The organism is Thalassoroseus pseudoceratinae (assembly GCF_011634775.1).
In the GTDB taxonomy this organism is placed as follows: Bacteria; Planctomycetota; Planctomycetia; order Planctomycetales; family Planctomycetaceae; genus Thalassoroseus; species Thalassoroseus pseudoceratinae.
On sequence record NZ_JAALXT010000003.1, the window covers coordinates 867,631 to 893,865 of the forward strand.

Here is a 26,235-nt window from a genome sequence, read left to right on the forward strand (position 1 = left end):
GGAATTCATATTGCTTCTAAATGGCCAATCGGTCGCGGGTCCTCATTCATGCAGCGGTTGACTTTGGGAATCCTCATTGTTGTCTTCGGACAACAGGGGTGCGATCAGCTTCGTCCAGCAGATCCATCTGCAAAAGCGACTGAAAATTCGCAATTGGTACCGGCTGAGTCTTCGAAAACGCCTCCGGGGTGGACGACCTCCAAAACTTTGAGTGTGGCAGAGGCGTCCTGGTTAATCCCTTCCGCGGCGGCCTGTTCGCGAGAACAGTTCGACGAAGTACTTAGGCATCCGCCGACGCTGTTGTCTGACATCGACGATCAGAAGCTGACGCTCTTATTGCTAGCCTACGATCCGAGTTTGGTCGCTCAGACTGCACCAACAGCTCTCGACGAATTCCGATATACCGGCCCATTTGGCGCGAAGAAGGATGATATCGTCGAAGCGGTGTACGGTGACGGTAAACCCGCGTATGCCTCCGTGATTCGTCCTTCGTATATCACGGATTGCACTTGCAACTCAGATGGAGACCAGGCGACGGGAGTTGTGGCATTCCGAGCGGTCGGTGTATTCGAAGGGCGTTGTCGGTACACGGCGGAGCGTGAAGACGGGAAGTGGCGTGTCGTCGAGTTCTACTTGCCGTCCTATCGAATCCGCACCCGCCGGCAAGCGGATGGGCTATGGAAATTGGTCGACACACCCGTTCCCACGGGGCCACCAAGCTATTGAGCTTGATCGTTCACCACGGATTTGAGAACAGCACTTAGCGAACGACATCGGCTGCTTGGGTGGAATAGTAATCCGTATGGGTCACGACTCTCTTGGTGGGGCAATTCGATCACACTGAGATCATCGACTGTCCGACCTTCGAGTTCTGGGAGGATGGCGTCTTCGCCGAGCAATGCGGCTTCTCCATTGATTGTCGCCATTTGAAGTAGCTGTTGTGGCGGAAAGTCCGGATGCTGCCTGCGGAGAAACTTGGCCTCCTCCCAGACGCTCAAATCTGGATTGGACGCTCGGCTGTCTGTGCCCAGCGCGACACGCACCCCACGGTCAATGAGTGTTCGCCAGGGGTGATGTTGGTGACCAAAGTAGGCGTGTGTTCGTGGACAGTACACGACCGACATCTGCAGTTGACCAGTCAGAAATTCGATTTCATCGTCATCCAGATAGTTGCCATGGATAACTAAAGCCCGCTCAGCTTGAGCGAGTGTGCGGAGTTCATCCAAGGGACGTCGCCCGCCGAACAGCTCGGATGAGAAAATACCGAACTCTTCGAGCATCGTTCTGAATTCGCCAGTTCCGTTCTCTAATAAATCCCGTTCGGCAAGTGTCTCCGCAAGATGCATCGCGATCGGTGCAGACGCGTCCCCTGAGATTTGTACGATTTCTTCGAGCAGAGTCGGATGGACACTGTACGGAGCGTGTGGACTGAGGGCGGGAAGGAAACGCCCGTTGTCATCGGCCAACTCGAGATGATCTCTAGCGATTTGGAGTTGGTCCGAGATTGTCTCGGGGGACAGACCAATCAGCTCTCGAAACACCACGCAACGGGCTTCGGATGTGTGGTACGCCGGTTGATCACCGGTTGTGTTGATTTCTCCGACGAGGGTTGTGCCATTTCGCGTGACTTCTTGCAAACCCGTGGCGATCGTCTCCGCGACGGCCACATTTCGGGTTCGCCGATGTTGAAGTAGAACGCGTATCCAAGCGGTGAATGGACTCGAAACCACAAGCGGCTGTTGGAGGTCACTGAATTCGAGATGGGTGTGAGCGTTCACAACACCTGCGATTAGTGCCGCGTTGAGACGCCGAGGTGTATCTCGCACCGCTCGATTCGCGACCAAATCGGTTAGACGATTTTTTTCAAACGTGACAACGGCATTCTCGATTGGCGACCCGTTGGGCGGAAAAACCCAACGAAATTGGACTCGGATCGGTTCCATCGAATACCATTTCTCCAGCAGTTTGTCTCGGACGGTCGCGGCGTCTGTCTCGCGGTGGTCCGTATGATACAGGATTTCCGTATATGCGAGAGTCGTGCCCCTTCCCCGAGACTGACGACAGTTTTCCTCTTTAGGAAACGCCGACTGCAGAACGCTCCATCGGTTTCTGGGATGGATCTGCTGCGAACGGGTCGTTGATCACAGGCAGCGCACGTGGGTCAGATCGCTTGGAAATCAACCAATAAATTCCCAAAGAAGCCCCGATTGCAGCAACCGTCAGCAACGGCCAGCGGTAGGTGACGCCACCATCCTCACACGCGAAGAACCAATTCAACACTGGGCCTTCCAAAGTTGCGATGACATTTTCCTGGGCCGCATATCGATTGAGCACGACATTTAATGCGTTGAAAATGAAGTGAAACGCAATTGGTGGCAAAAGGCTTCCCCCGCGGAAGGCGATCAACCCGAGAACCAAGCCCATAAGCGAGGTATAGAAGACTTGCTGAGGGATCATGTGTATCATGCCGAATGCAATCGCGGACAACGCGGTCGCTAGTCCGATACGGCGAGTGCGACTCAATCCACTCAGAATGAACCCGCGGAAAGCGATTTCCTCACAGATCGCGGGAGTCGCGGCAAACGCAAGCAAGAGTAGCCACAACGGTTGTTGATCACTCGACATTGTCTTCATCACACGGACCACGCCGGGTGGCAATGGCGGGAAGAACGGCTCGAGCAGGGTCATCATCTCCTTGACGAGCGGATGCAAGAAGAATGGCAGTATCGCCGCGACGCCTAACACCGACCACGATGGCATCCTTAACCGAAATGTGCGTCGGAAGTCGGTTGTGAACAACACCCCCATCAACAATGCCGGCGTTGCGATGAGTGCGATTTGCTGAACGAGCAACTGTTGCAACCCCTTCACGCCGGTGGGGTCTTGCGCACTCGCCACAGCCGCTTGTTGCATGTATTGCATCGAGAAGAACTGCAACATCATGATCAGCCCGAAGCAGCAAAATGCTTCCACAAATGACGGTGTGGCTTCTTTGTCGCGGAAAAGGTGCTGCACCCACAATCGCAAATCGAAACGCTCGGCTTCGCGGAACAGGACGTTCTCTTTCGAGAATTGCTCGATCGCCCACCACAGAGCCAGCAAGCTGTAACCGATGCTTCCCATAAGAACCGGCAACGCATACGTCAGCGCGAGTGTGCTGGTGGGGTCTGCGAGAACCTCTTTCAACAGTAGCGCGACGCCCACAATCGGCAGAAAAACATGCAGCGGGGAAATTTCGACACCCGGTGACAAACAGAATACCGTGAGCCCCATCGTCACAAGCAGCAATGGCGTTAGGTAATATTGCCCTTCTTTGGTGCTGCGTGCGAACGTCGCTAATGCTAGGCATAGAGCACTAAACAGGCTGGCCAACGGGATCAGGAGAACGATCATCCAAATGATCGCTGCGGCGGAGGGCGGGGCGAGATTCCCGAGTTTCTCCATCATGCCGTCTTGAGCGACCGAGGCCATATAGCGACTCGTGAAGCCCATACTCGCCAGATTTAACAATGCTGTTGCCATGCTAAACAATAGGACGGTCAGAAACTTGCCAATCACGATTTCGCTGCGAGCGGCGGGACTGATCAGCAGGGTTTCCATCGTTCCCCGTTCTTTTTCGCCAGCAGCCAAATCGACCGACGGGTAGAACGCCCCCGTCACCGCCATGATGACCAAGATCGCCGGGAAGAATTGACTCCACACAAATGCGGACCGCTGTTTATCCTCCGCCAGATCAACTTGGATCGGGTTCACCGGTTGCGGAAGTGATTGAGGTAACGATGCTTCTTGGAGTCGATGTTGCAGGACGGCATCTTCCCAACGATCGAGAATCCCCTGCACACGACGGGCGGCCACCATCGACTTTTCATCCGCGCTATTCTTGATCACATACGGCCGTTCGCTGGAATCGAGATCAATCGTTTCTCGCGCTGCAATCTTCCGATTTAAGTCGTGGATATGCTCAGCGAAATCCTTCGGAACCAGGAGCACCACATCCGCACCGGCAGTCGTTTCCGCCAATTCGTCCTTGAGTTGTTGCATCTCCTTCTGTTTGGGAAACACATCGCCAGCCGGGTGACGCTCTTTGATCCACGCGATTTTTTCTTCGTCAAGCTGCCAAATCTGATTGACGAGTTTGCGAATCTTTGACTCGCTGGCCAGGATGCCGTCTAAACGGTCCTTGTGCTTCAGCGATTCAGTATCGTCGGGATCGGCAATCACCCGTAGAGTCTCGACTTCACCAGGGGAGTCGAAATACCGGGCGTTGAAATTGCCTTTTTGGATGAGACGCAATGAGGGAGTGGTCGGCAAATCATCGGCGCCGAGGACGACCACTGTCCGCGCTTGGACGTTGAACAGGAGCATCATCTGCACCATGCCCAACCCCAACGCCGGATACAGCAGGATCGGCAGCACGGCGACCATGAACAACGTCCGCCGGTCTCGCAATTGATCGCGAACCTCGCGGGTGAAGATCAAGCGAATGTTCTTCCAACGCATTAGTCGATCCTACCCTTTATTCCAATTTCGCGTCCGTCTGGTTTTCCGCAATTCGCATTACTCGGCTAACGCTTTGGCCCGGTCGTGCTCAGTGATGAGGTCGAAGAACAACTCTTCCACATCCTGTTCGTGGTGTTGCTCTTCGAGTTCCTCTTTCGTGCCAATCGCGAGAATTCGCCCACGATGAATAATCGCAATGCGATCACAAAGCTTCTCCACCTCACGCATGATATGCGTCGAGAAAATGATGCACTTGCCCTGCTCACGCAGTTTCGCGATTTGCTCGAGAACATTCCGTGCCACAAGGATATCCAACCCTAATGTCGGTTCGTCGAAAATCAGCACGGGTGGGTCGTGGATGATTGTGCGGGCGATGGAAACTTTCTGCTTCATGCCGGTCGACATCTTTGAACCGAGCACATCCGAGAAGTCATGGATTTGCAGCGTGTCGAAGATGGTATCGATCCGCTCTTGGAGCGTTTCGTCATCCAAGCCGTAGAGTCGACCAAAGTACTCCACCATTTCGTAGGCGGTCATTCGGTCGTAAATTCCCGTGTTGCCTGACAGAAAGCCGATGTTCGCACGCACCTCGGCCGGATGCGTTGCGACGTTGTAGTTAGCCACCTCGGCGAGCCCGCTCGTGGGCTTCAGAACCGTACTGAGAATCCGCAAGCACGTTGTCTTCCCGGCTCCGTTTGGACCGAGTAACCCAAAAATTTCGCCGGGTCGAACGTCGAAACTGACACCGTCCACCGCATTCACTGTGGCCGACGGGTCGGCGAACCGTTTGGTCAAGTTCTGCACGTGAATCATTGAGCACTCATTTTCCGCAACGTGACGTGCGAGAGCCGTTTACAATTCTGTTTCGCCCAGTTCGTCCTGAGCTTGGGCATCCACACGAATCCTTCGGGATCATTTGAGAATTGACTTCGCGAACCCAATCCAACCACGTAAGTCTAGCACACTTGTTGTGGTCGGGCATCATGTTCTGAGGAGTTCTTGACGAACACTCGGTCAACTCATTGCGATTAGTCGGATGTGGTGAACGTGATGCAAATTCGTGGCAACACGCATTTTTCGCATCGGCGGTCCTAGAATTTTTACCCTGCTAATGTTTTCCGATAAATCTTGGCTGTTAAAATGAGTCACGCGATAAACGCCGCTCACTCCTCTCAACAACCCTCACTGGAATTGCGTCCGGTTGTCTGACATGCCTCCGCTAAGACGAAAACGCCGCACACTTCATTGGCCGATCACCATCAGCATCTCGCTGATGATGCTGAACATTGCGTTGATGATTGGTTGGATTGTGTTGGCGGCGAGTTTTCAGGAATGGCCGGTTCTTACGATTGGCACGGTGGCATTTGCGGTTGTTCTGGTCGGGCTGACGTTCTACATGGTGCTGACGATCAAAGAAGTTCGCGTCAGCCAGCAGCAAGCGAATTTTGTGGACAGCGTGACCCACGAACTCAAAACGCCGATCGCGTCCCTGCGGTTATATCTTGAAACTTTGCAAATTCGCGAACTCGATGAAGATCAGCGGAACTCCTTTTACAATGTCATGGAAGGGGAGCTACTGCGTTTGGACCAGTTGATTAGCCACCTGCTTGAAGTCGGTCGGCTCGATGAATTGGGACGCGAATCCGAACCGGAAGATATTGACGTGCCCGAGTTCCTTAGGCAAACCGCCGAAACGGCTTGTGTTCGGCACAAAGTCGAGAGTGACGAGGTGATGGAGTATCAACTTGAGAATTGCGTCTTCCATGGAAAACGGCTTCTGTTGGAAACCATTTTTTCCAACCTGCTCGATAACGCCATCAAATATGCCGGAACTCCGCCGAAAATTGTCGTAGAAGCGTTCATGCGTGGCCGGGATCGAGTGGTTGTGCGAATCATCGACAACGGGACTGGCATTCCAGTGAACCTGCGGAAGAAAATCTTTCACATCTTCTTCCGGGTCGGGAACGAGTTGGAACGCAAGCAAAAGGGAACCGGTTTAGGGCTATATATTGTGAAGACACTGGTCGGATTTCTCAAAGGGCGAATCCAAGTTCGCGAAGGTCCTCAGCAAGTCGGCACCGTTTTTGAAGTCGATCTTCCGGGGAGAACAGTCGAGTGAAAATCCTGATTGTCGAAGACGAAATAGCAATGGCGACGGGGTTGAAATTCAACTTCGAACAGGAAGGTTACGAAGTCACTCACGTCGCGGATGGGCGGTCGGCCGTTGAATTGTTCGAACAAGAGGAATCTCCTGCGGATTTTGATGTGATTGTGCTCGACCTGATGTTGCCGGGCATGAGCGGCTACGAGGCATGTCGTCGCATTCGGTCTTTGCAACCGAACCTGCCGATTTTGGTCCTCAGCGCACGGTCACTCAGTGAAGATCGATCCGCGGCCTTCGATGCCGGGACAAATCAGTACCTCACCAAACCGTTCGATCTCCGCGAATTGCTTAGCCGAGTTCGTAATTTAGTCAATCAGCGACAGCATCGTCCTGAGCCACCAACCGAACAGCCATCGAAGAACACACAGGATCAGGTCTTCGAATTCGGTGATGTCCGATTCGACCTGGGCCGCTTCACGCTCGCGGTCGGCGACGCTGTTTACGAACTCACTGGCCGCGAGGCCGAGCTATTGGATTATTTCATTCGACATGAAGGACACGTGTTGAGCCGTTCGCGAATCCTCAAAGATGTGTGGGGCGAATCCGAAGAACTCGCGACGCGGACGATTGACAACTTTGTCCTTCGTCTTCGAAAAATGCTTGAGCCGAATCCTGCCGACCCGCGATACATTCTTTCCGTCCGCGGGACCGGCTACCGATTCGTCAAACCGGACTCACAGGACTGAATCCCGGTCGATTTGGAAACTCGGCTTTGAATCCGAGGCGTCAGCAGTTATCGTTTGGCCGGGCGTATCCCACGCGGATCTCCTGCGAGTCTGAAGTTTTCGACTCGAACGGATTGCGAATTTGTTCTGAGATTACGTTGAGTGCACGTGTCTCGCCAAAACGCTGGCGTTTCCGTATGGTTTTACAGCGTCGGTCGCGACACGAGAACGAAACTTGGTCGAACGGACATGGCTTCAGAAAGTGCATGGAATGCGTTGGAATGTGGTTTGTCAGTTGCCTTGGAAACGTCTGTTCCTGGCTTTTGCGTTGGCCCTCGTTTGGATGGGTGGGGTCGCGTATGCTCAAGAGAGCAGCGTGAACACGACGGCTGCCGGTCCCGCGAACGATGGTGAACTCGATCTGCGGGAATTGTTCCGCGCCGGTGGCTTGGTGGGAGTGATCATCGTCGGGTTAAGCGTCGCGACCGTGGCGTTGGTCGTGGAACATATTTTGAGTATCCGTCGATCCGCACTTATGCCCAAAGGCTTGGCGGAGCATACACATAACTTGATCTTACGGGGACAATTCGAGGAGGCCAAACAGGCCTGTCACGAGAACCCAAGCTTTCTTGGGAATGTGATTGCCGCGGGAGTTTCCGAGGCGGAGATCGACTATTCTTCGATCGAGAAAGCCATGGAAGATTCCGCGACCGAGCAGTCGGCTCGACTGTTTCGAAAGATTGAATATCTCAATGTGATCGGCACACTCGCTCCGATGTTGGGGTTGCTGGGAACCGTTTGGGGGATGATCAACGCGTTTCTGGAATTCGAAGCCAAATCCAATCCGCAGGTTTCGGAATTAGCGCCAGGAATCTACAAGGCATTGGTCACCACGCTTCTTGGGTTGAGTGTGGCTGTGCCCGCATTCGCGGCCTTCGCGTTCTTCCGAAACCGAATCGACGAACTGGTGGCGGAGAGTTCCCTGACCGCCGAGCAAGTCTTTGCCGACTATCGCCGGCAACTCGTGCAGCGTCGCCGAACCGCCGCTCAACGTCGGCGATCTGGCGAATCCACGTGACCATCACAGCCATTGTCGTTTAATCGCCCGACCTATCGACGATTTTGCCCGGTCCTTCAGTTATGCGGATTCCCTCACGTCAATCGCGGACGAGTTTGCGGTTCAATGTGACTCCGCTGATCGACATCGTTTTCCTGCTGATCATTTTCTTCCTCGTCGCCAGTCATTTCGTGCGGAGTGACAACGCTGAGCCGATCGATCTGCCAGTCGCCACACAACAAGAGACCGACAATCCGCAATCGCTGCCGCTTGTCGTGACGATCACCGCAAACCGAGAATTACGGGTTCGCGGCCAAAACGTTGATGCAGCCGAACTGGAACGAATGGTCGAAGTGGCCCAGCGAGAACAAGGCGAACGGTTGGAGGTTCATTTGCGGGTCGACAAGACGGTCCCGTTTCGATTCGTCGAACCAATCATGGCGGTCTGTGCGAAGTTCGGCGTCACCTTCAAGTACGCCGTCATGTTGAAGTGAAATTAGCGACAGCTTGCATGAGCCGAGTCATGGAGTGCCCCCGAAAATGCGTGTCCCCAATTCTCGTCGAGATCGCACGATCCGTTCCGATCAGGCAATGACACCAATGATTGATGTCGTGTTTTTGCTACTGATCTTCTTCGTTTGTGCTTCTCTGGGACACCGACCCGAATCACTGTTGGGTATTGATCTTTCACGAGGAAGCACGGAAACCGTCGATCTCAATCCCCCGGCCGAACCGGACCCGACGGTGACGGAACTTTGGTTAACGCTGTATCCCAGCCCGAGCGGAGATGGCACATTTGTCGAACTGAATCAACGTGAGTTTCAGGATTTGGCCGAGTTGGAAGCAGCACTCGAGAGTCTCGGCGAAATCGCGGCGGATAGCCCCGTTATCTTGGACGTCGGTGGCGATATTGTCGCTGAAGATTGGGTTCGCGTCGATGACGCGTGTCGGGCGGCAGGTTTTGAAAGCATTCAGTATGCGGCCGATCGATCCAAAATTCCCCCGAAATCTGTCGTCCCAGAGTGAATGGACCAACAAAAACGGCCACCGGATTCGAATCCGATGGCCGTTTAAAGATTTCGTCAGTCTTCGCGGTCGTCTCTACTTCGCAGCTTTGAACGCATCGCGGAGGTCGCGGATTTGGTCGTGCTGCTTCTTGACATTCACATATTGGGCTTGCAGCACGTCATTCATTGCACTTCCGGCCGTTTCCTTGAGGACTTCCTCGTAGGCTTCTTTGATCTCGTCTTCGCCACGCTCGGCTTCGGCGAGAATCGCGTAGGAATCGCCATCGCTGAACAAGGCACGAACGTCAATCCACACCCGGTGCATGGCCGCCATAACAGAGCCATCGTCCTCGGCTTCTTGACCATTCCATTCGACAAAGTTCTGAAGCTCCGTCGCGAAGTCCGACCGTTCTTGAGCGATCGCCGTGAACAACGATTTCAGTCGTTGATCTTCAACCTCATCGGCGGCTTCGCGAAAACCCTTGTAAGAGTCAATGTTATAACGGATCAGCTTCTGCAGACCTTCGACAGTTTCCTTGCGAAGGTCAGATTTTGTTTCCAAACCCATGTGTTGATCTCCCTTTAAAACTTTCTGATCGCCCCTGACGCCGTCACATAAAGGGCGTCACTGTTCTGGGCAAATTTCATTCGACAGAAACGTAAAGCAAAGGGAATGCCAACTGAGGAGTCCGCCCCGAACTTGATCGCTGATCTCAAGGCCCGTGTGATAGCCGGGGAAGCCCAAGAATCGCGTTTTCACCTGGGATTGGCAGATAAAATTGATGTGACGACAACCTCTGCCAGTCACCCAAAAAACGCCGGATTTTTAGCAGAATCTGTACAAACCGCCTTGATATCACCCTCGCAGAACCGCATTGCGTTGAGCGGTTCCGTTGGTCGAGATCCAATCATTGTGGTCTGTGAACTGGCATGTCTGGCCTCCGTGAAGACTCGATGAATTCCAAGTGCCGATGACCGGAAAACCGCGACAAGCTTTGTTGATAATTTAATCCGTAAGTTGTTTTCGCCACGTAGGTTACGGGCGCAAACCCCATTGGGCCTTCTCACATCGTTGGATATCGAGTGTTTAAGGTCGACCGATTGGAACGTTGTTTGCTTAAGAGTCAGACATTCACCAACATCAACTCAAACTTGAAGTGAGATATCCAATGATTCACTCAAAAACAAATCGAGATCATGAAAAAGAAAACAATGGTACGGCGGTCCGGTATATTGCAATTGGCGCGATGCTGGTCATCTGGAGCGGTACCTGGCTGCTCTACTTGTTAATGCCCGAGTTGATGAGTGGATGGGCGTTTGTGGCACTTGGCACCATCTTATCAGGTGTGGTTCTGACATTCGCAGGTTTTCATTACATCCAACTCAATCGCCAAGCGGACAGAGCCGAGGTGGAGGAAGCCAAGGAGTTGGCGGAACACTCAAAAAAAGATGAGACCGCCCCCGGCACCACTCCCCCAAGCGTGCAGAGTCGCAACTACGAGGAATATCGAGTCGATCCGCAGATGACTTCCCGAACGTAGTCGCCCGATGACATTTGACCTGAGTTGTGACACTCGAGCAACAGAGTCGGATGTGTTCGCGAGCCTGCGTAAGACTGCTGCCGAAGTTGCCTCCAAGCGTTTGCTTTCTGCCAGGTAGTTGGGGTGGATGATGAGCTACCGAATGAGATACGATGGGCATCCGGTTCAACAAGCACCCTGTCAATTTGCCTGCTGAATCCAACTGAGTGGGGATCGTCACCTCCAGAGTCATGACGAGCAATGCGAGAACTCAATGCCAGATTCACTCACTGCGGAGTGGTGGCAAGACCACACCCCGCAGATTCTCGAGACAATCCAAACACCGTTGCTGATCATCGATGCTCGGCAACGGTTGCTTTGGTGTAATTCGACGTTCTTAGGGCTGGTGCAATGGGATTGGCAGGAGACGCGAGGACGATCGATTCTGGACTTGCCTAATAGCCCGGCGCATTCGAAACATTTTCAGAAACTGATCGCAGAGACGTTCGCCCTGTCGCAGCCAACGGATGGGTGTGAAATAGAGATCGGTGTCACACCCGAGACTCGGCGTAGCTATGTCATCAACTCCCAACCACTTGCGGGCTCGGCGAATACAAAATCGGACAAGGTGCTGTTGGTCTTATTCGACGTGACCGAGCAACGCCGAGTCAACGCCCAGCAGGCTCGATTGGCAGCGCTGGTGGAGTCTTCCGATGACGCCATCATCGCCAAGACATTCGACGATCACATCGTGGATTGGAATGCGGGTGCCGAGCGGATTTATGGCTACACCTCGGAGGAGGCTGTCGGCCAACATATCTCACTGATCGTGCCGTCCGATCGGCTTTCCGAAACCCACAAGTTTCGCGAGACACTGCTCCGTGGCAAATTAGTCCGGAACCGCGAGACGATGCGAATTCGGAAGGATGGGCAACCGATTCATGTAAGCCTCACGATGTCTCCCATCCTCGATTTGGAAGGGAACATGGTGCTGGTCTCGACGATTGAACGCGACGTCACACGTCGAGTGCAACGCGAGCGGGAACTGAAAGTCGCCAAAGATGAGGCGGAACGAGCGAGTCGCGCGCATGGGGAGTTCTTGGCCAATGTCAGCCATGAACTTCGAACACCAATGAATGCCATCATCGGCATGGCGGACTTGTCCCTAGATGCGGAATTGACAGACGAACTCCGAGACTATCTGCAAACCATCCGGACGTCAGCCGGGGTGCTGATGGATCTGCTGAACGATGTCTTAGACTTTTCCAAATTGGATTCCGGTAATTTCGAGATCGAAAACGCCCCGTTCGAACTGCAAGAAGTCGTCGAAAGCACGATGAAGGCGGTCAGTTTACCGGCTTATGAGAAAGGCCTGGAACTGATTTGCAACATCGAAAATGGTGTGCCGACGTCTCTCGTGGGCGATCCGCTCCGATTGCGGCAAGCCATCTCGAATTTGCTTTCGAACGCAGTCAAGTTTACGGAAGCCGGTGAAGTCGAACTGAGCGTCAGTTTGGGGGACCGTGACAGTGACGGCGTGCGAATTATCTTCCGAGTCCGAGATACCGGTATTGGGATTGCTGCTGAACACCAGGCCAAGGTTTTTGCGCCGTTTACGCAAGCTGATTCCTCGTCGACAAGAACGTACGGTGGAACCGGCCTGGGGTTAGCGATTGTGACGCAACTGGTCAGTCTGATGGGCGGAAGGCTCACCCTGGAGAGCGAACCAAGTCAGGGCAGCACGTTCACATTCGATGCCAAGTTCCAAGTTTCCAACAAGTCGGTTGACTTAGGCACTCCAAACCCTCAGCAGCTTTCTTCGATCGAGAACTTGCCGGTTCTGATCGTCGATGACAACCAGACCAGTCGCCACATGCTCGAACGCACGTTGGAAGGTTGGTCGATGAAACCGGTCAGCGTGTCCAACGGGAACGATGCACTCAAGGTTCTGAAATCACGCAAGGAAAAAGGTCAGCCGTTTCCACTGGTCATACTTGATGCGCTCATGCCGGAAGTCGATGGTTTCACGCTGGCAGAGAAGATCCAGCAACATCCGGAATTTGCAGAGTCCACGGTTCTGATGTTGTCCTCCGCCGATCGGCAAACGTTTCGGGAACGAATCAAGAATCTCTCCATCGATGCCTTCTTGGAAAAACCGGTCACACAATCCGATCTGTGGGATACGATCGCGTCTTTCATTGGCGGGGTTCCGGTCCGCAGAACACCTCGGTTTCAACGAGATTTGCAGCAGCCTGCTCCCCGAAAGTTGCGGATTCTGCTAGCCGAGGACACGCCTGCGAATCAGAAAGTGGTCACGCGACTTCTCGAAAAACGCGGCCACTCCGTCAAAGTTGCTCCCAACGGCCGCAGCGCTCTCGAGATGTTGGTCGAAGATGACAAAGGGATCGACTTAGTTTTAATGGATGTCCAAATGCCGATTATGGATGGACTCCAAGCGACGACCCAAATTCGGGAGCTAGCCGACGAACGACTCCGGAACACTCCAATCATTGCGATGACCGCACACGCCATGCGGGGGGATCGTGAAAAATGTTTGGACTCCGGGATGAACGGGTACCTTTCTAAGCCGGTCGATGCACGCAAATTGATTACCCTCATCGAGGGCCATGTATTCCGGGAACAATCGGAAGAAAGGGCGAATGTGGATAACTACACGTGGGATGCAAATCCCCCCATGGAGTTGTTAGACCTCGACTCCGCGTTGACTCGATTGGGTGGCGATAAGTCACTACTTGAAGACATGCTCGAGTTTTTCATCGAAGACATTCCGCCGTTACTCCAGGATATGCGACGGGACGCCCTCAAGCGAGACGCAGAAACGCTCGAACGCAACGCGCACAGCCTGAAAGGGCTTCTTTCAAATTTCGATTCGTCACAAACAGTATCTGATTTGGCCGCAAAGGTTCAGGAACTTGCGAGCGCAGGACAAATCGATTCAGCAACGTCCTTGATACCGAAGTTGGAACGACGAAGCCGCCGCATGGTCCAGGCCGCCGAGTTGGCGTTGCAGAACCGCGACAAATTGTTCGATTCGTGAGTGACCACAAGCGAGCGACGCAGTACTTGCGGTATTCCCGACCGATTGTTCGCCCGTGAATCCACGACGTCTGACATCAGCCTTTCAAGACGAAACCTGCTCTAATCGGTTTCGTCTTCGACATTGATCACTTGCTCGATCGAGATGCCGAGAGATCGAATCTTATTCCGCAAACTGCCCCGTGTAATCCCGAGAATACGCGATGCCTGGGATTGGTTGCCGGACGTAAATTCGAGAACTCGGCCCAGGAGATATCGTTCGACAAAATCGATCGTCTGTTCGTGCAAATTCTGAGTGTTGCTCGAAAGATTCTGGTCCACAAACCGTTGGAGATCACTCTCGGGGTTTGCCGAGTGAGTAGATGCGTTGGTCGGTGAGGCTGCATCCGCTTTGCCTTGTCCCTCACGAACTTTCGGCGGCAGGAAGTCGGGGACGATGACCGTTCCGGTGGCGTTGAGCAAAGATTGGCGTATCACGCTCTGCAATTCGCGAACGTTCCCTGGCCAGGAATAATTCTTCAGCAAGTCCCCAGCTTCAGGGGAAATGCCTTCGATGTGGTCTTTGCCCAATTCCGGGGTGAGCCGTGTCAGGAAGTATTTGATTAAGACTTCCAAGTCTCCGCCACGTTCGCTGAGTGGTGGAAGATGGATTGTGAAACCGTTGAGTCGGTAGAACAAGTCCTCCCGAAAACTTCCGTCTTCGACCATTTCCTCCAGGTTTCGATTCGTTGCAGCGATGATGCGAACATCGGTTTGCAACGTTTGATTGCCCCCGACGCGTTCGAACTTCTGTTCTTGCAGGAGTCGAAGAACTTTACTTTGCACCAGCGGAGCCATATCACCGACTTCGTCGAGAAAAATAGTTCCGCCGTCGCATTGTTCAAACTTCCCGATTCGCCGAGAATCCGCAGACGTAAACGCGCCTTTTTCGTGACCGAAGAGTTCGCTTTCAAGCAGAGCATCCGGCAGCGCGGCACAGTTGACCGCCATGAAGTTTTCGTTCACGCGGGGGCTGTGCTGATAAATGGCGCGGGCGACCAATTCTTTACCGGTCCCACTTTCGCCTCGGATTAACACCGTCACATTCTGGGCGGCAACACGACCGATTTGACCATAAACGGCCACCATCTTGTCACTGCGGCCGACCAGCAAATCTGAATCCTGCGCGACGGCATCGCCCTTGCCGATGGCGACCGGAGTGTTCATCAGCCGACGCGTTTCCAGCGCCTTTTCGACCAACTGAACCACTGCCGGCAGATCGAGTGGCTTGACGAGGTAATCGTAAGCCCCAAGTTGCATCGCCTCGATCACCGTTTCGCTGCTACTCCCGGCCGTGATGAAAATCACCGGGAGTTTGCTGTCAATTGCCCGAATCTCTCGGAAAATTTCCAGGCCGGACGTCCCGGGAAGCATGATATCCAACAGCACGCAGTCCGGTTGATGCTCACGAATCGAGGATAATGCAGCAGCCGAATTGTTGGCCGTGTGCACTTGGTGATCGGCAAGCGATTTACGGACTTGGTGGAGAATTGTTCGATCGTCATCAACGACGAGTACGGACGCCATGCGTCAACCTTCTATGATTTCAACCGTCAAGCAACCTGGAATACGGATCCAACTGCAATGGAAGAATGATAACCTGGGAGCACGAAAACGTCCAAGAGCCCAGAGTGTAAACTTGGTTAAAACCGAATTGTTTCAAGTTGAACCGGGTGGTTTTCGGCAAATTAGGTCACCATTCGCGGGTGAATTCATCGTCTTCGTCTTCCGTTGCATCCCACTTTTTGTCGGCAGTTGCTGCCAATCCGTCTGTCGGTGCCACGAGATCATCGAGTTCCGCGTGCCCGCCTTGCACAAGTTGCCGCGTCAGGAAAACTTCGCCAACTAATATGACCAGGAAAGCCAACATCAAGAAACGGAACAGTTCAACATTGGGAGCATCGTCGTACATTCGATCAACGAGTTCCTCCCGACCGGAAAGGAAACTCAGCCGGCCGTCGCGTTCCAGCGACAAGCGGTCTGCATCGGTCAACGGTGTAAGATCGGACTCTGACCGATCAAAATTGACGACGAAGTATTCGGGTTTCTTCGTTGATGTTTCGGACTGTTCCATGAGCCGGTAGACACCAGGCAGATCGGTATCGATTAATCGCAATGATAGTCGGCCGTTGTCGTCCTCATATGGTGTTGGAGGGCGTTCACGATCTGCGGGATCGCGGAAGACGTATTGCGATGGGTCGATATCCTCCGCAACGGGGAAACTGAGCGGGTAACCAGACTCCGTGTTTCGTCCTGAGCTTTGCCCCGCCAGGTAGAAGATCAACTCGTGCAACAACGGTACGAAGACATCACGACGAGCCGCCAAGGTATTCCAGCCGGAATGCAAATCGGTCGGGGAGGTCGCTAGGACGACGCGTCCCGAACCGAATCGCTGTTCGATCAGCAGCGGATCGCCCGTTTCGAGCCTTGCCGCCACGGTTGGAAGGGCTTCGATTTGCTCATCATCGAGAGGAGCGTCGCGTGGTGGCAGTTCGGTCTTCCACCAATTCAGAAATCGGACGGTATGCAGTTCGCCGCCTTGGTCCTGGCGATGCATCGTGAGCCACGTGGAATCGAGACTTCCGCTGAGGACATTCGCCCCCTCCGCATCGCTTGTAATCGCGGTTAACTGATAGGGAATTAAACCTTCACCGTCAGCGAATCCACGGGCGTTGTAATTCTTCGGGTCAATTTGATCCCCGAGCGCAATAAACAAGCCACCGCCCGTCTCCACGAATTGTTCCAACCGTTTCCACTCGTCATCCGCCAATTGAGGAACATCAGCAAGCACGACCGCACGAAAGTCCGACAAGTCAGGCGGATCAGCCGTGTAGACAGACAAGGGCATGGCGGTCGCCTGGATCAATGGGGTCTCGGCGACAGATGGTGTGAGAGCCGCCCGAAGAAAAAACGTTTCGCCTTTCGTCGGTTCGAGAGACGGATCGCCATCGATGAGAAGTACAGGAAATGCATTTTCCACAACAATGACCGCGTCGGCACGGTTGTCACCTTGGAGGGCATCGTTCTCAATCACAATACTCACCAAATGGGAGCCGACGGTGGGAAATCGATAGGTGAATTCCACGGTCTCCTCTTCGCCCGGCGAGAGCGAGACCGTGCGGCGTTGGTCGGCGAGGCGTTGCCCGTCGATTTCCAAATCGACTTGTCGAATGGTGTTCCCACTATCCGCTCCGTAACGACTAATCTTGGTCTGAATCCGAACCGGAAAACTTGGAACGGTTGTTTCTCGGGAGAGCTCGATCCGGTCGACAACGTAGTTCGGGCGATCGGTGAGCGATGATGTGTTTTCGTTGGCTCCGTCGATTTTTGTCATGTCCGCGACCCAAATTCGCGGCGGGAATTTGGCTTGGGCAACGGCTTCGTCGACTCTGGCCCAGGTGGAATTCTCGTGAGCATGCCAACCAAGTGCTTGGCCATCAGTGAGCACCACGATTTCGCGAGCCGTGTTGGTTCCCTGACTGAGCAAGTTGACGGCCTTCCCCACCGCTGCCGACAAATCCGAGGTTCCCGACGGTGAGGGGATCTCATCAAGTTCTTTTCGAATCATTTCCAGATCATGTGACGGCGAGGGAATGATGGTCCGTACTTGATCACGGGAATCGATCAGCATCACGGTGTCACTGCTGTTGAGTTCGTCGATCAGTCGGTGAGCCCAACGGACGGCCGCTTGATGAGGCGTCAGCCCACCACCTTCGAAACCCATGCTGTAAGAACCGTCAATCACGAGCACAACGTCCCGCGTCTTCCGCTCGGCGATCGACGAGAACCAACGACTGCTCACCCACGGGCGTGCCAAAGCAAAGACGATCAGGGCGATCAACGCCATCCGAAGCAGCATGAGAAGCAGCTGTTCGAGCCGAAGTTTGCGACGCTGATTCCGCCCGAGTTCGAGGAACTGCATGGCTCCCCATTGGACGACGTCGTACCGCCGTTTGCTGATCAGGTGCACGAGGATCGGCAACGACAAGCCTAACAGCCCCAACAACATGGCCGGATTGAAGAAATTGTTCATGATGATGTATTCAAAATATCCGTCCGGCCGTTGAGCACACTGTCAGACCTTATGCAGCGTCTACGAAAGGGCGTTGAATCCGTCTCGAATTTCGTCCACGCCAACAACCGGCTGGCTGCAAGTTCCATGTTCGCAAACATAAAGTGTTGGTTGGTTGTTGATCTTTGTCTTCCCTGAAACCAGCGAATCGATCGTTTTGGATGTGGTCTCCGAGTTTGACACCGCGACGACGACCTTGTTGGGGACGAATCGCTGATTGAGTTCTTGCAGATCGGATTCGACAGAATCAGCGAACAGGACACATTCACGTGTGGGTCCGGTGAGGAAGTCCAACGCGATCAGGGATTGCCCAGAAGCTGACGGTGCGTAGGTCATTTGCGTGGCCAACATTTCCAGCGTGCGGGTGGCGATGTCTTCCCATTCAGATCGGCCAGTCAATCGCGACAACTTCAATAAGGCCGTCGCTGCCATCGCGTTCCCCGAAGGCGTGGCATTGTCCTGACTGTCTTTCTGCCGCACGATGAGTTCTTCATGATCCCGGCTGGTATAGAAGAAACCGACACTCTCATCATCCGCGAATTGCTCCTGCATTCGATCGGCCAAAGCAACTGCCGCCTCGATCCATCGATTGTTGAACGTGGTTTGATAGAGTTCGACCAAGCCATCGATCAGGCAGGCATAATCATCGAGATAGCCGTTGAAGCGGGCTCGACCATCTTTGAAACTGTGGAGCAAACTGCCGTCATCATCCCGCAGGGTCTCCAACAAAAACGCGGCACTGTTTTCGGCGGCCTCCGCATAACGTTGGTCTCCCAAAACACGGGCTCCCAACGCCATGGCAGCGATCATTAATCCGTTCCATGACGTGAGAATCTTCTCGTCGCGACCCGGTTTGATGCGTTGTTCACGAACGTTGTAGAGAATCTGCCGACACTCTGCGAGCAAATCCGCTTCGGATTTGGAAAAGCCTAATCCTTGCGTCGTGCGATTGAGAATGGTCTTTTCTTCCCAGTTCCCATTGGGAGTGACATCGTATGCTTCGGCGAAAATCTCCGCACGATCCGGCCCCAGGTGCTCATGGATTTCGTCCAGCGTCCAAACGAAAAATTTGCCTTCCTCACCTTCGCTGTCGGCATCTTGCGTGCTGTAGAAACCGCCGTTGGTATCCGTCATTTCTCCAAGTGTATAGTCGAGCGTCTCGCGAGCGATCCGGGCGTATTCGGCGTTCCCCGTTGTTTGATACGCTTCGAGATATGCCGGGACGAGCAGGGCATTGTCGTAGAGCATCTTTTCAAAATGCGGGGCGAGCCACATGGCGTCTGTGGAATAACGATGAAAGCCGCCGCCAAGGTGGTCGTAAATCCCGCCGGCGGCCATTTTGTCGAGCGTGAGTGTGACAGCCGCGAGCGTGTCCGCATTGCCGCTCCGTTTGTAACAACGCAGCAAAACCCGAAGATCGAACGGATGCGGGAATTTCGGAGCCGATCCAAAACCGCCGTGACGTTGGTCCACGGAACCAACGAGCTTTTTCTCGGCCGTTGTCATCAGGTCCGGCGATAGTTCCGATGCGGAGGCGTCAAACGCATCCATCCCGCGAATCGCGTTCGTCAGCTTATCCGCTTGTTCGTGAACATGCTCGTTCCGATCGGTCCAGGCTTCATTCACCGCTGCCAAGACTTGCGGAAACCCCGGTCGTTGAAACTTTGGTGCGGAAGGCCAATACGTGCCGCCGTAAAACGGTTCACCGGTCGGCGTGAGAAACACACTCATCGGCCAACCACCGCTGCCGGTGATCGCGACGACAGCGCTCATGTAGATTTGGTCGAGATCCGGCCGTTCCTCGCGATCCACTTTCACGTTGATAAACCAGTCGTTCATCAACTTCGCGATTTCCTCGCTCTCGAAACTCTCGTGTGCCATCACGTGACACCAGTGACAGGCCGAATAACCGATGGAGAGAAAAATCGGTTTGTTCTGCTCACGGGCGGCTTCCAACGCCTCCGGTCCCCAGGGATACCACTCAACGGGGTTGTCCGCATGTTGCAAAAGATACGGACTCGTTTCGTTCACGAGGCGATTTTTTGACGAGGACGAATTAGGAGACATAAAAGACAATCTGGCCAAAATTTAGTCATGAGCATCGAGCTGGAGTTCCCCAGTCCGTTTGCTTCATCGTAGGTGCTGGCCGAGACGGTCTCAAGTTGGACGGACCATCGGCAATGTGGGTGACTCACCAACGCCCGGACCTCAGGGTGACCTCAATCCGTCACAATCGTTACCGGGGCATGATCGGAAATCGTGAGACCGGCCTCGCGGTGGATTTCCGCGGATTGAAATTTCTCGCCGATTTGTTGATTACCGAGTAGGTAGTCAATTCGCCAACCGCGATCGAGTTCGCGTGCCCGACCACGGTTCGACCACCACGAATACGGCCCCTGGACATCGCCGAAATGCTCACGGACCAAATCCCGCCAACCACTAGTGAGCAGATCGCCAAACCAAGCTCGTTCATGCGGCAAGAAACCGGAATTTTTTTGGTTCCCTTTGGCGTAGAAAATATCCTGCTCGGTGTGCGCGATGTTGAGATCCCCTCCGACGACGACTGGCCGACCATCGTTGTAACGCTCGGCCATCCACGGAGCGAAACTGTCCATCCACACTTCTTTAGCCGCTTGACGGTGCTCGCCCGATGAACCGGATGGCAGATACACGCTGACGAAATCCGTATCATCAATGCGAACGCGTAACACGCGACCTTCCGGGTCGGCGGTATCCAAGCCAGTGCCGATGACCTCGAACGGCTCCCGTGACCAGATCGCCACACCGGCATATCCGCCGCGTACAGCCGGGTGCCAATGGACGTGCCAATCATCGGGTTCGGCCCATTCTTTCGGAAGTTGCTCGGGACGGACGCGAATCTCTTGGAGTAACAGCACATCGGTCTGCAATACATCGAGGTAATCCGCGAATCCTTTCCGCAATGCCGCTCTGAGTCCGTTCACATTCCAAGTCGTGATACGCATGATACTTCAATCGCCAGTCGTCGATGGAGAGTTTTCTATATGCTTGTTGAGAGGGTGGGCCGTGAGATTTCCGGTTGATCGACCCCAGTCCTCGCGTGACTTTCGCTGATTGCATTGCCCGAATTCAACTCCACAAGTGATCATTTCTCGATTCAAGATGGTTCCCGCTGCCCGAGTTTGGCATAATCGGGCCATTCGAAACCGTCGCCCCTTGGAGGAGTTTGCTGATGCTTCGTTATCTGCTCGCAATCGCATTCGTCGTTTTATTTTCGTCGAATGTGCAAGCCGATCCGGTTGTTATCGAAGGAAATCAATCGACAACAATCGCCACCTGTGGCAAAGGTTGGCTCGAAGAGATTAACGGGTATCGCGTGCTGCACCTGAAAGGCACGCCCTATGAGATGGGCTTCCAACACGGAACGCTACTTCGCAAAGCCGTTCGGGCGAATTTCGATTACCTCATCAATCAAAAAGGGCAGACCGCACTCGTTGAATGGAAGGGTGTGAAGATCACGCCGGCGATGATGATTCGCATTATCATCGGGATTCAACGGTCGCACGTTCCGGAGAAGTATTTTGAGGAACTGAAAGGTCTCGCTGCGGGTTCCGGATTGCCGATTGAGTCGGTGGAATCGGGCAACTTTATTCCCGAGCTTTTCCATTGCAGCGGATTCGCCGTAATGAATTCCGCCACCACTGACGGCACGCTTTATCACGGTCGCGTGTTGGATTACGCCGTCGATTGGAAATTGCAGGAGCATGCGGTCCTGATTGTTGCCGAGCCGGATGGTGGAATCCCATTCGTGAATGTGTCGTATGCCGGGTTCATTGGGTCGGTGACGGGGATGAACGCGAACCACGTGTCGATCGGCGAGATGGGTGGCGGCGGTTTCGGGCGTTGGGCTGGTGTGCCGATGTCGTTTCTTGTGCGAGAGGTGTTGGAATCGGCGAACAACCTGGAAGAGGCGATCAACGTCTTCCGGAACAACAAGCGAACTTGCGAGTACTATTATGTGCTCGCTGATGGTAAGACAAACGAAGCGGTGGGAATGGAAGCGTCTTGGGATGTGATCCAACTCGTGCAGCCGGGAACGTCACATGAGTTGTTGCCGACAGCCGTGAAAGATTGTGCCTTGCTTTCGGCTGGTGATCGGTATCACGAGTTGGTGCGTCGCACGCAAGCGGGGCACGGCAAGATCGATGTGCCGACGGCGTTGTCGATGATGGACCCAGGCGTCGCGATGAAGTCGAATCTTCATAACGTGCTGTTCGCACCGAAGTCGACAAAGCTCTGGGTTGCCAATGCATCAGCAGACCGCAAACCCGCCGCCGTCCAGCCGTATTATCACTTTCAATTGTCCGAACTACTGCAACGATCGCCTCAAAAGGTTTCGCCGGAATCCACTCGTGTCTCCGCGAAATAATTATCGCAGCGGCTCTAGTTCGAACGTAGACGATCTGTCACCTGGGAATTCCAATGTCGAATGCTTCTGTTCCATCGCTGGCGGATCTGCTCGATTCGGCACGACAAGGAGATGCAGAAGCTCGCGACCAGTTGTTTGCTCGGTGTCGGAGTTTCGTCGGGGTGCTTGCTCAGGCTCAAGTGGAGAGCTGGCTGCAACGCCGGGTCGACCCTTCGGACATCGTGCAGCAAACACTGTTGGACGCCCATCGCGATTTCGATCAGTTCCGGGGCCAGACCGAAGCGGAATGGCTGGCCTGGCTGAAGCAAATCTTGAAACACAACACACAGGATATCGTTCGTCGCTATCGCGGAACTCAAAAACGGCAGCAACAACGCGAAGTCAGTTGGAACAAAGCTCGTCCGAACAATTCTCATGATCACGATCCACAACCAGCAGCGTCGGATGGAAGCCCATCGCAGGCCGCGATGCGAAACGAAATGGAATTGCGAATCGCCGACGCGGTTTCGAGGTTGCCGAACGATTATCGGGAAGTCATCATCTTGCGAAATCTTCAGCGTTTGCCGTTCGATCAAATCGCCGATCAATTAGGGCGATCACGACCGGCGACCCAAATGCTGTGGACCCGAGCCGTGCAGAAACTTCGAGATCATTTGCGTGACAATGACCAATCCCGAACCGAATGAAGATTCGCCCACTGAGTTGGAACACGAAGCCGTCGAGAAGCAACTTTTTGACGCGCTCGATGCGTACGTCGAAGCACTTCATTCACGGGATGGTGACAGCTTGCAAGCTGTTCAAACCGACCATCCCGATGCCCACGAATTCTTCGAGTGTCTCCAACATTTAGAACAGTTAGCGGACGACGATTCGGACGGTAGCCGTACTGACGGGGACGCATCGGCTTCGACGATCCTGTGGAATTCCCATGACTCCCAAGAGTTTCAGTCGTCGAATGAGGGCTGCCCCGCCGATTTTCCGGGCTCGCAACAGTTTGGTCGATACTGGTTGATCCACGAGTTGGGCCGCGGCGGAATGGGGGTCGTCCACAAGGCTTGGCAGAGCGATCTGGAACGGTTCGTGGCCATCAAAATGATTCTGCATAGTCATTTGGCGTCGGCCGATCAGGTGCGGCGGTTCTATGCCGAAGCCCGTTCCGCTGGGAGATTACGGCACGCGAATATCGTGGGGATCCACGAAGTCGGTGATGTCGGCGGTCAACCGTTTTTTGCGATGGACTACATCGAAGGTCAAAGTCTCACGCAACTCATCGAAGACAAACCGTTACCAGCCGACGAAGCCGCTCGCATTGTGGCGGATGTTGCCAGAGCGGTGCAGTTCTTGCATGATCACGAACTCTTGCACCGTGACTTGAAGCCTTCGAATATTCTGATCGACGAAAACGGAACGCCCTTCGTCACGGATTTCGGTTTGGCGAAGATGCTGACGGACTCCCGCGACAGTGGTCAGACACAAAGTGGCACGATTATCGGCACACCGAGTTACATGGCTCCCGAACAAGCGGCGGGGCGGATGTCGCAAATTTCTCAGAAGAGCGATATCTACAGTCTCGGTGCGATCCTTTATGAACTGCTTTGCGGTCGTCCGCCGTTCAAGCAAGACAACGTCCTTGACACACTTGTGGATGTTCTCGAAGGCGAACCAACGCTCATTTGCCAAGTTTGTCGTGATGTTCCCGAAGAACTGCAGGTGATCTGTCACCGTTGTTTGGAGAAGGACTCCGGTGCAAGATTTGAGTCCGCCGGTGATTTGGCGAACGAGCTCGAACGCTACTTGCGTCGGGAGCCAATTCAATCGAAGAGTTCCGGATTGGTTTCGCGAGTCAAACGTTGGGGGCGTCGCGAACCGGCATTGGCGGCACGACTGGTCGGTGTCGTGCTTGCGATGATCGTCCTGCAAGTCAATTATTGGTCGGCTGATGACATCCCTGTAGCACGTCATTCCTGGATTATGGGTGTGCTGGGTTTTTGGGGAGTCTCGGCGTTTGTGTTTCAGAAAATGATGCACCGAGACCATCTTGCGGACCTGACACGCTTTTTGTGGTCCGGCACGGAAGTCGTGTTGCTCACGCTGATCCTCGCTGCAACGGAAGGGCCGTATGGTCCGCTGCTGGTGGCCTATCCCGCACTCGTGACGTGCTCGGGCTTGTTCTTCAGAGTTCGACTCGTACTTTTCACGTTGGTCTGTGCCGTTTTGGGGGTGATCGCATTGCTGGCGTTCCGCACCGACGCCGCTCCAGAGCATCTGCACTACACCGTCATTTTCCTGTTCGCAACAATACTCCAAGGCTGCATGGTGGCGTTCCAAGTCTATCGTGTCCGGATCTTGAGCCGACACTTCGATCATCGCCGGTTACCGTAATTCGTGATCCGCTCGGATGCTGCGTGAGATGAAACCGATCAGTCCTCGGAGATCTCCCGCGGATCGATCGCGCGATGTTGGCGAGCGGATTCGTAACACGCATCGACAAGAGCCACGGTCCGAAGATTGTCCCGAGCGTTGAGCATCGGCATTCGATCTTCCGAAATGGCCGAGAGTAAATCGGCCATCGGTCCGATGAATGCGTCGGGAAACCACACTTCGTTCCAACGCGGTTTCCACCATTGACCGGGTTGGCGATCCGTCGCGAAGTCAAGCGTGCTTGGTTGCCTTTCGGGATAGGCAGGCCAACCGATTGTCCCTCGCGCGATGCCGTTGGTGCCGTCGATCCGCCAGCGAATTCCGATATCGTTCAAGTCTTCATCGGGGGACCAATCGAAATCGGGACCAGTCCAGACATTGTCCCAACTTGAGACCCGCAGACCGCTGGCATACTCAAGAATGTACATGGCGATGCCGTCTTCATGCGGAAACTGCCGCTGCGTGCGTGGGTCGGGACGGACACTCGCGTATACTCGCTGCGGTTCCCCGAACCAATAACGGAAGGTGTCCAAGTGATGGATACTCATGATTCGCAGCGTGACCCATCCCTGCCGTTTTTGCCACGGCATCCAATGGGGGATGGCACGCATATCGAGTGTGGCAACCACCGGATCACCAAGGTCGCCACGATTTAGAAGATGTTTAGCCGCCCGCACGGAGTGGTCAAACCGCATGTTCTGATTGACGGCTAACGTGATTCCTGCGTTTTCACAAAGCGTGGCCAGTTCCAACGCCTCCGCGTAATTCCTCCCCAACGGTTTTTGAGCGAGTATCCCCTTCAGATGCCGTCCGTAATTTGCTGCGTCTCGAATGACGTCCGGTTGGACATCCGGCGGGACGGCAATATCGAGAACCTCGATTGCGGAATCCGTCAGGAGCTGCTTGTAAGTGTCGTAGACCAGAGGGATTTCGTGCCGGTCGGCCACATCTTGTGCCTTGTGCGGGTTCTTGGACGAAATCGCCACTGGCTGCAAACCATGCTGGCGATACGCGACCAAATGGCAATCCGCCATGATGAACCCCGACCCCACGCAGCCAATTCTCACATCATCACAACGGGGAATTTGCGGGAGATGGTGCAAGTCGAGAAAATCCGCAGGCGGGGAGTTCAAGAGAGAATCCTTGGGACTTGGAAAACATGAATCAATTTGGAGCAAGCACCCGAGATTCTTGAAGTCTCTCGCGTTTCACTCGGTTCACCGGCATAACCCGCAAACTTTGCCTCAATTGACATCGAAAAACAACCGATACGAGTGAAGAGAACATTGGTTCTCGCTGGATTGGTCCGTAGTACGGTTTCGAGA

At 54.1% G+C, this 26,235-nt stretch carries 20 protein-coding genes; 11 read left to right on the forward strand and 9 right to left on the reverse strand.

All coding sequences use genetic code 11. From position 1 onward, the window contains the following. Positions 1–48 precede the first annotated feature (48 nt). On the forward strand, positions 49–726 hold the full coding sequence (locus G6R38_RS13390) for a nuclear transport factor 2 family protein (protein WP_166826004.1): 678 nt from the start codon (positions 49–51) through the stop codon (positions 724–726). Here G6R38_RS13390 and G6R38_RS13395 read toward each other — a convergent pair. The 3 genes from G6R38_RS13395 to G6R38_RS13405 form a co-directional block, all read right to left on the reverse strand. Continuing rightward, positions 720–1,826 carry an amidohydrolase family protein gene (locus G6R38_RS13395; RefSeq protein WP_166826007.1) on the reverse strand — a complete coding sequence of 369 codons (1,107 nt, stop codon included), beginning with the start codon at positions 1,824–1,826 and terminating at the stop codon, positions 720–722. The two genes, G6R38_RS13390 and G6R38_RS13395, sit on opposite strands and share 7 nt — an antisense overlap. Before the next feature lie 247 nt (positions 1,827–2,073). Continuing rightward, positions 2,074–4,500: an ABC transporter permease subunit/CPBP intramembrane protease gene (locus G6R38_RS13400; protein WP_206028570.1), complete on the reverse strand. Its 2,427-nt coding sequence runs from the start codon at positions 4,498–4,500 to the stop codon at positions 2,074–2,076. Positions 4,501–4,557: 57 nt separating this feature from the next. After that, positions 4,558–5,313: an ATP-binding cassette domain-containing protein gene (locus G6R38_RS13405; RefSeq protein WP_166826010.1), complete on the reverse strand. Its 756-nt coding sequence runs from the start codon at positions 5,311–5,313 to the stop codon at positions 4,558–4,560. A gap of 397 nt (positions 5,314–5,710) precedes the next feature. Between G6R38_RS13405 and G6R38_RS13410 the strand changes: the two genes are divergently transcribed. From G6R38_RS13410 to G6R38_RS13430, 5 genes are all read left to right on the forward strand, one after another. Beyond that, on the forward strand, positions 5,711–6,619 hold the full coding sequence (locus tag G6R38_RS13410) for a sensor histidine kinase (protein WP_166826013.1): 909 nt from the start codon (positions 5,711–5,713) through the stop codon (positions 6,617–6,619). Next, positions 6,616–7,350: a response regulator transcription factor gene (locus tag G6R38_RS13415; protein WP_166826016.1), complete on the forward strand. Its 735-nt coding sequence runs from the start codon at positions 6,616–6,618 to the stop codon at positions 7,348–7,350. Before G6R38_RS13410 ends, G6R38_RS13415 begins: the two co-directional genes overlap by 4 nt. 250 nt (positions 7,351–7,600) lie before the next feature. Then, a complete protein-coding gene (locus tag G6R38_RS13420; RefSeq protein WP_166826019.1) occupies positions 7,601–8,407 on the forward strand; it encodes a MotA/TolQ/ExbB proton channel family protein in 807 nt (268 codons plus the stop codon). A 62-nt stretch (positions 8,408–8,469) separates the two neighbouring features. Continuing rightward, a complete protein-coding gene (locus G6R38_RS13425) occupies positions 8,470–8,880 on the forward strand; it encodes an ExbD/TolR family protein (protein ID WP_166826022.1) in 411 nt (136 codons plus the stop codon). Positions 8,881–8,926: 46 nt separating this feature from the next. Further along, positions 8,927–9,412 (forward strand): ExbD/TolR family protein, encoded by a 486-nt coding sequence (locus G6R38_RS13430; protein ID WP_166826031.1) that lies wholly within the window; start codon positions 8,927–8,929, stop codon positions 9,410–9,412. Positions 9,413–9,487: 75 nt separating this feature from the next. Here the strand turns inward: G6R38_RS13430 and G6R38_RS13435 are convergent, their stop codons facing one another. After that, entirely contained in the window at positions 9,488–9,961 is a 474-nt protein-coding gene (locus G6R38_RS13435) for a PA2169 family four-helix-bundle protein (protein ID WP_166826038.1), read from the reverse strand. A gap of 601 nt (positions 9,962–10,562) precedes the next feature. Between G6R38_RS13435 and G6R38_RS13440 the strand changes: the two genes are divergently transcribed. Further along, a complete protein-coding gene (locus G6R38_RS13440; protein ID WP_166826045.1) occupies positions 10,563–10,934 on the forward strand; it encodes a hypothetical protein in 372 nt (123 codons plus the stop codon). A 253-nt stretch (positions 10,935–11,187) separates the two neighbouring features. Beyond that, the gene (locus tag G6R38_RS13445; RefSeq protein WP_166826051.1) at positions 11,188–13,971 is read left to right on the forward strand and encodes a response regulator; all 2,784 of its coding nucleotides are present in this window, start codon (positions 11,188–11,190) and stop codon (positions 13,969–13,971) included. A 101-nt stretch (positions 13,972–14,072) separates the two neighbouring features. On the opposite strand, the gene G6R38_RS13450 is transcribed toward G6R38_RS13445, so the two are convergent. From G6R38_RS13450 to G6R38_RS13465, 4 genes are all read right to left on the reverse strand, one after another. Next, complete coding sequence (locus tag G6R38_RS13450) at positions 14,073–15,536, reverse strand: sigma-54-dependent transcriptional regulator (RefSeq protein WP_166826055.1); 1,464 nt, start codon at positions 15,534–15,536, stop codon at positions 14,073–14,075. A gap of 166 nt (positions 15,537–15,702) precedes the next feature. After that, positions 15,703–18,042, reverse strand: a complete 2,340-nt coding sequence (locus tag G6R38_RS13455) for a BatA domain-containing protein (protein ID WP_166826061.1) — start codon at positions 18,040–18,042, stop codon at positions 15,703–15,705. Positions 18,043–18,102: 60 nt separating this feature from the next. After that, positions 18,103–20,112: a thioredoxin domain-containing protein gene (locus tag G6R38_RS13460; protein ID WP_206028571.1), complete on the reverse strand. Its 2,010-nt coding sequence runs from the start codon at positions 20,110–20,112 to the stop codon at positions 18,103–18,105. Between the two features lie 188 nt (positions 20,113–20,300). Next, positions 20,301–21,065 carry an exodeoxyribonuclease III gene (locus G6R38_RS13465; protein WP_166826070.1) on the reverse strand — a complete coding sequence of 255 codons (765 nt, stop codon included), beginning with the start codon at positions 21,063–21,065 and terminating at the stop codon, positions 20,301–20,303. 227 nt (positions 21,066–21,292) lie between these two features. On the opposite strand from G6R38_RS13465, the gene G6R38_RS13470 reads away from it, so the two are divergent. From G6R38_RS13470 to G6R38_RS13480, 3 genes are read left to right on the forward strand one after another with little or no spacing between them, the layout of a single operon-like run. Then, positions 21,293–22,489 carry a C45 family autoproteolytic acyltransferase/hydolase gene (locus G6R38_RS13470; RefSeq protein WP_166826075.1) on the forward strand — a complete coding sequence of 399 codons (1,197 nt, stop codon included), beginning with the start codon at positions 21,293–21,295 and terminating at the stop codon, positions 22,487–22,489. Positions 22,490–22,542: 53 nt separating this feature from the next. Continuing rightward, positions 22,543–23,175, forward strand: a complete 633-nt coding sequence (locus tag G6R38_RS13475; protein WP_166826080.1) for a sigma-70 family RNA polymerase sigma factor — start codon at positions 22,543–22,545, stop codon at positions 23,173–23,175. Next, positions 23,153–24,871 (forward strand): serine/threonine protein kinase, encoded by a 1,719-nt coding sequence (locus tag G6R38_RS13480; protein ID WP_240928204.1) that lies wholly within the window; start codon positions 23,153–23,155, stop codon positions 24,869–24,871. The genes G6R38_RS13475 and G6R38_RS13480 overlap by 23 nt, the downstream gene beginning before the upstream one ends. A 38-nt stretch (positions 24,872–24,909) precedes the next feature. Here G6R38_RS13480 and G6R38_RS13485 read toward each other — a convergent pair whose 3' ends face one another. Beyond that, entirely contained in the window at positions 24,910–26,043 is a 1,134-nt protein-coding gene (locus tag G6R38_RS13485; protein WP_240928189.1) for a Gfo/Idh/MocA family protein, read from the reverse strand. Between the last annotated feature and the right edge of the window lie 192 nt (positions 26,044–26,235).

Excerpts from the sequence above, each read along its gene's own strand:
- G6R38_RS13390 (WP_166826004.1), top strand. The coding sequence starts at position 49 with ATGCAGCGGTTGACTTTGGGAATCCTCATTGTTGTCTTCGGACAACAG.
- G6R38_RS13400 (WP_206028570.1), bottom strand. The coding sequence starts at position 4,500 with ATGCGTTGGAAGAACATTCGCTTGATCTTCACCCGCGAGGTTCGCGAT.
- G6R38_RS13405 (WP_166826010.1), bottom strand. The coding sequence starts at position 5,313 with ATGATTCACGTGCAGAACTTGACCAAACGGTTCGCCGACCCGTCGGCC.
- G6R38_RS13410 (WP_166826013.1), top strand. The coding sequence starts at position 5,711 with ATGCCTCCGCTAAGACGAAAACGCCGCACACTTCATTGGCCGATCACC.
- G6R38_RS13420 (WP_166826019.1), top strand. The coding sequence starts at position 7,601 with ATGCGTTGGAATGTGGTTTGTCAGTTGCCTTGGAAACGTCTGTTCCTG.
- G6R38_RS13425 (WP_166826022.1), top strand. The coding sequence starts at position 8,470 with ATGCGGATTCCCTCACGTCAATCGCGGACGAGTTTGCGGTTCAATGTG.
- G6R38_RS13430 (WP_166826031.1), top strand. The coding sequence starts at position 8,927 with ATGCGTGTCCCCAATTCTCGTCGAGATCGCACGATCCGTTCCGATCAG.
- G6R38_RS13435 (WP_166826038.1), bottom strand. The coding sequence starts at position 9,961 with ATGGGTTTGGAAACAAAATCTGACCTTCGCAAGGAAACTGTCGAAGGT.
- G6R38_RS13440 (WP_166826045.1), top strand. The coding sequence starts at position 10,563 with ATGATTCACTCAAAAACAAATCGAGATCATGAAAAAGAAAACAATGGT.
- G6R38_RS13445 (WP_166826051.1), top strand. The coding sequence starts at position 11,188 with ATGCCAGATTCACTCACTGCGGAGTGGTGGCAAGACCACACCCCGCAG.
- G6R38_RS13450 (WP_166826055.1), bottom strand. The coding sequence starts at position 15,536 with ATGGCGTCCGTACTCGTCGTTGATGACGATCGAACAATTCTCCACCAA.
- G6R38_RS13455 (WP_166826061.1), bottom strand. The coding sequence starts at position 18,042 with ATGAACAATTTCTTCAATCCGGCCATGTTGTTGGGGCTGTTAGGCTTG.
- G6R38_RS13465 (WP_166826070.1), bottom strand. The coding sequence starts at position 21,065 with ATGCGTATCACGACTTGGAATGTGAACGGACTCAGAGCGGCATTGCGG.
- G6R38_RS13470 (WP_166826075.1), top strand. The coding sequence starts at position 21,293 with ATGCTTCGTTATCTGCTCGCAATCGCATTCGTCGTTTTATTTTCGTCG.
- G6R38_RS13475 (WP_166826080.1), top strand. The coding sequence starts at position 22,543 with ATGTCGAATGCTTCTGTTCCATCGCTGGCGGATCTGCTCGATTCGGCA.
- G6R38_RS13480 (WP_240928204.1), top strand. The coding sequence starts at position 23,153 with ATGACCAATCCCGAACCGAATGAAGATTCGCCCACTGAGTTGGAACAC.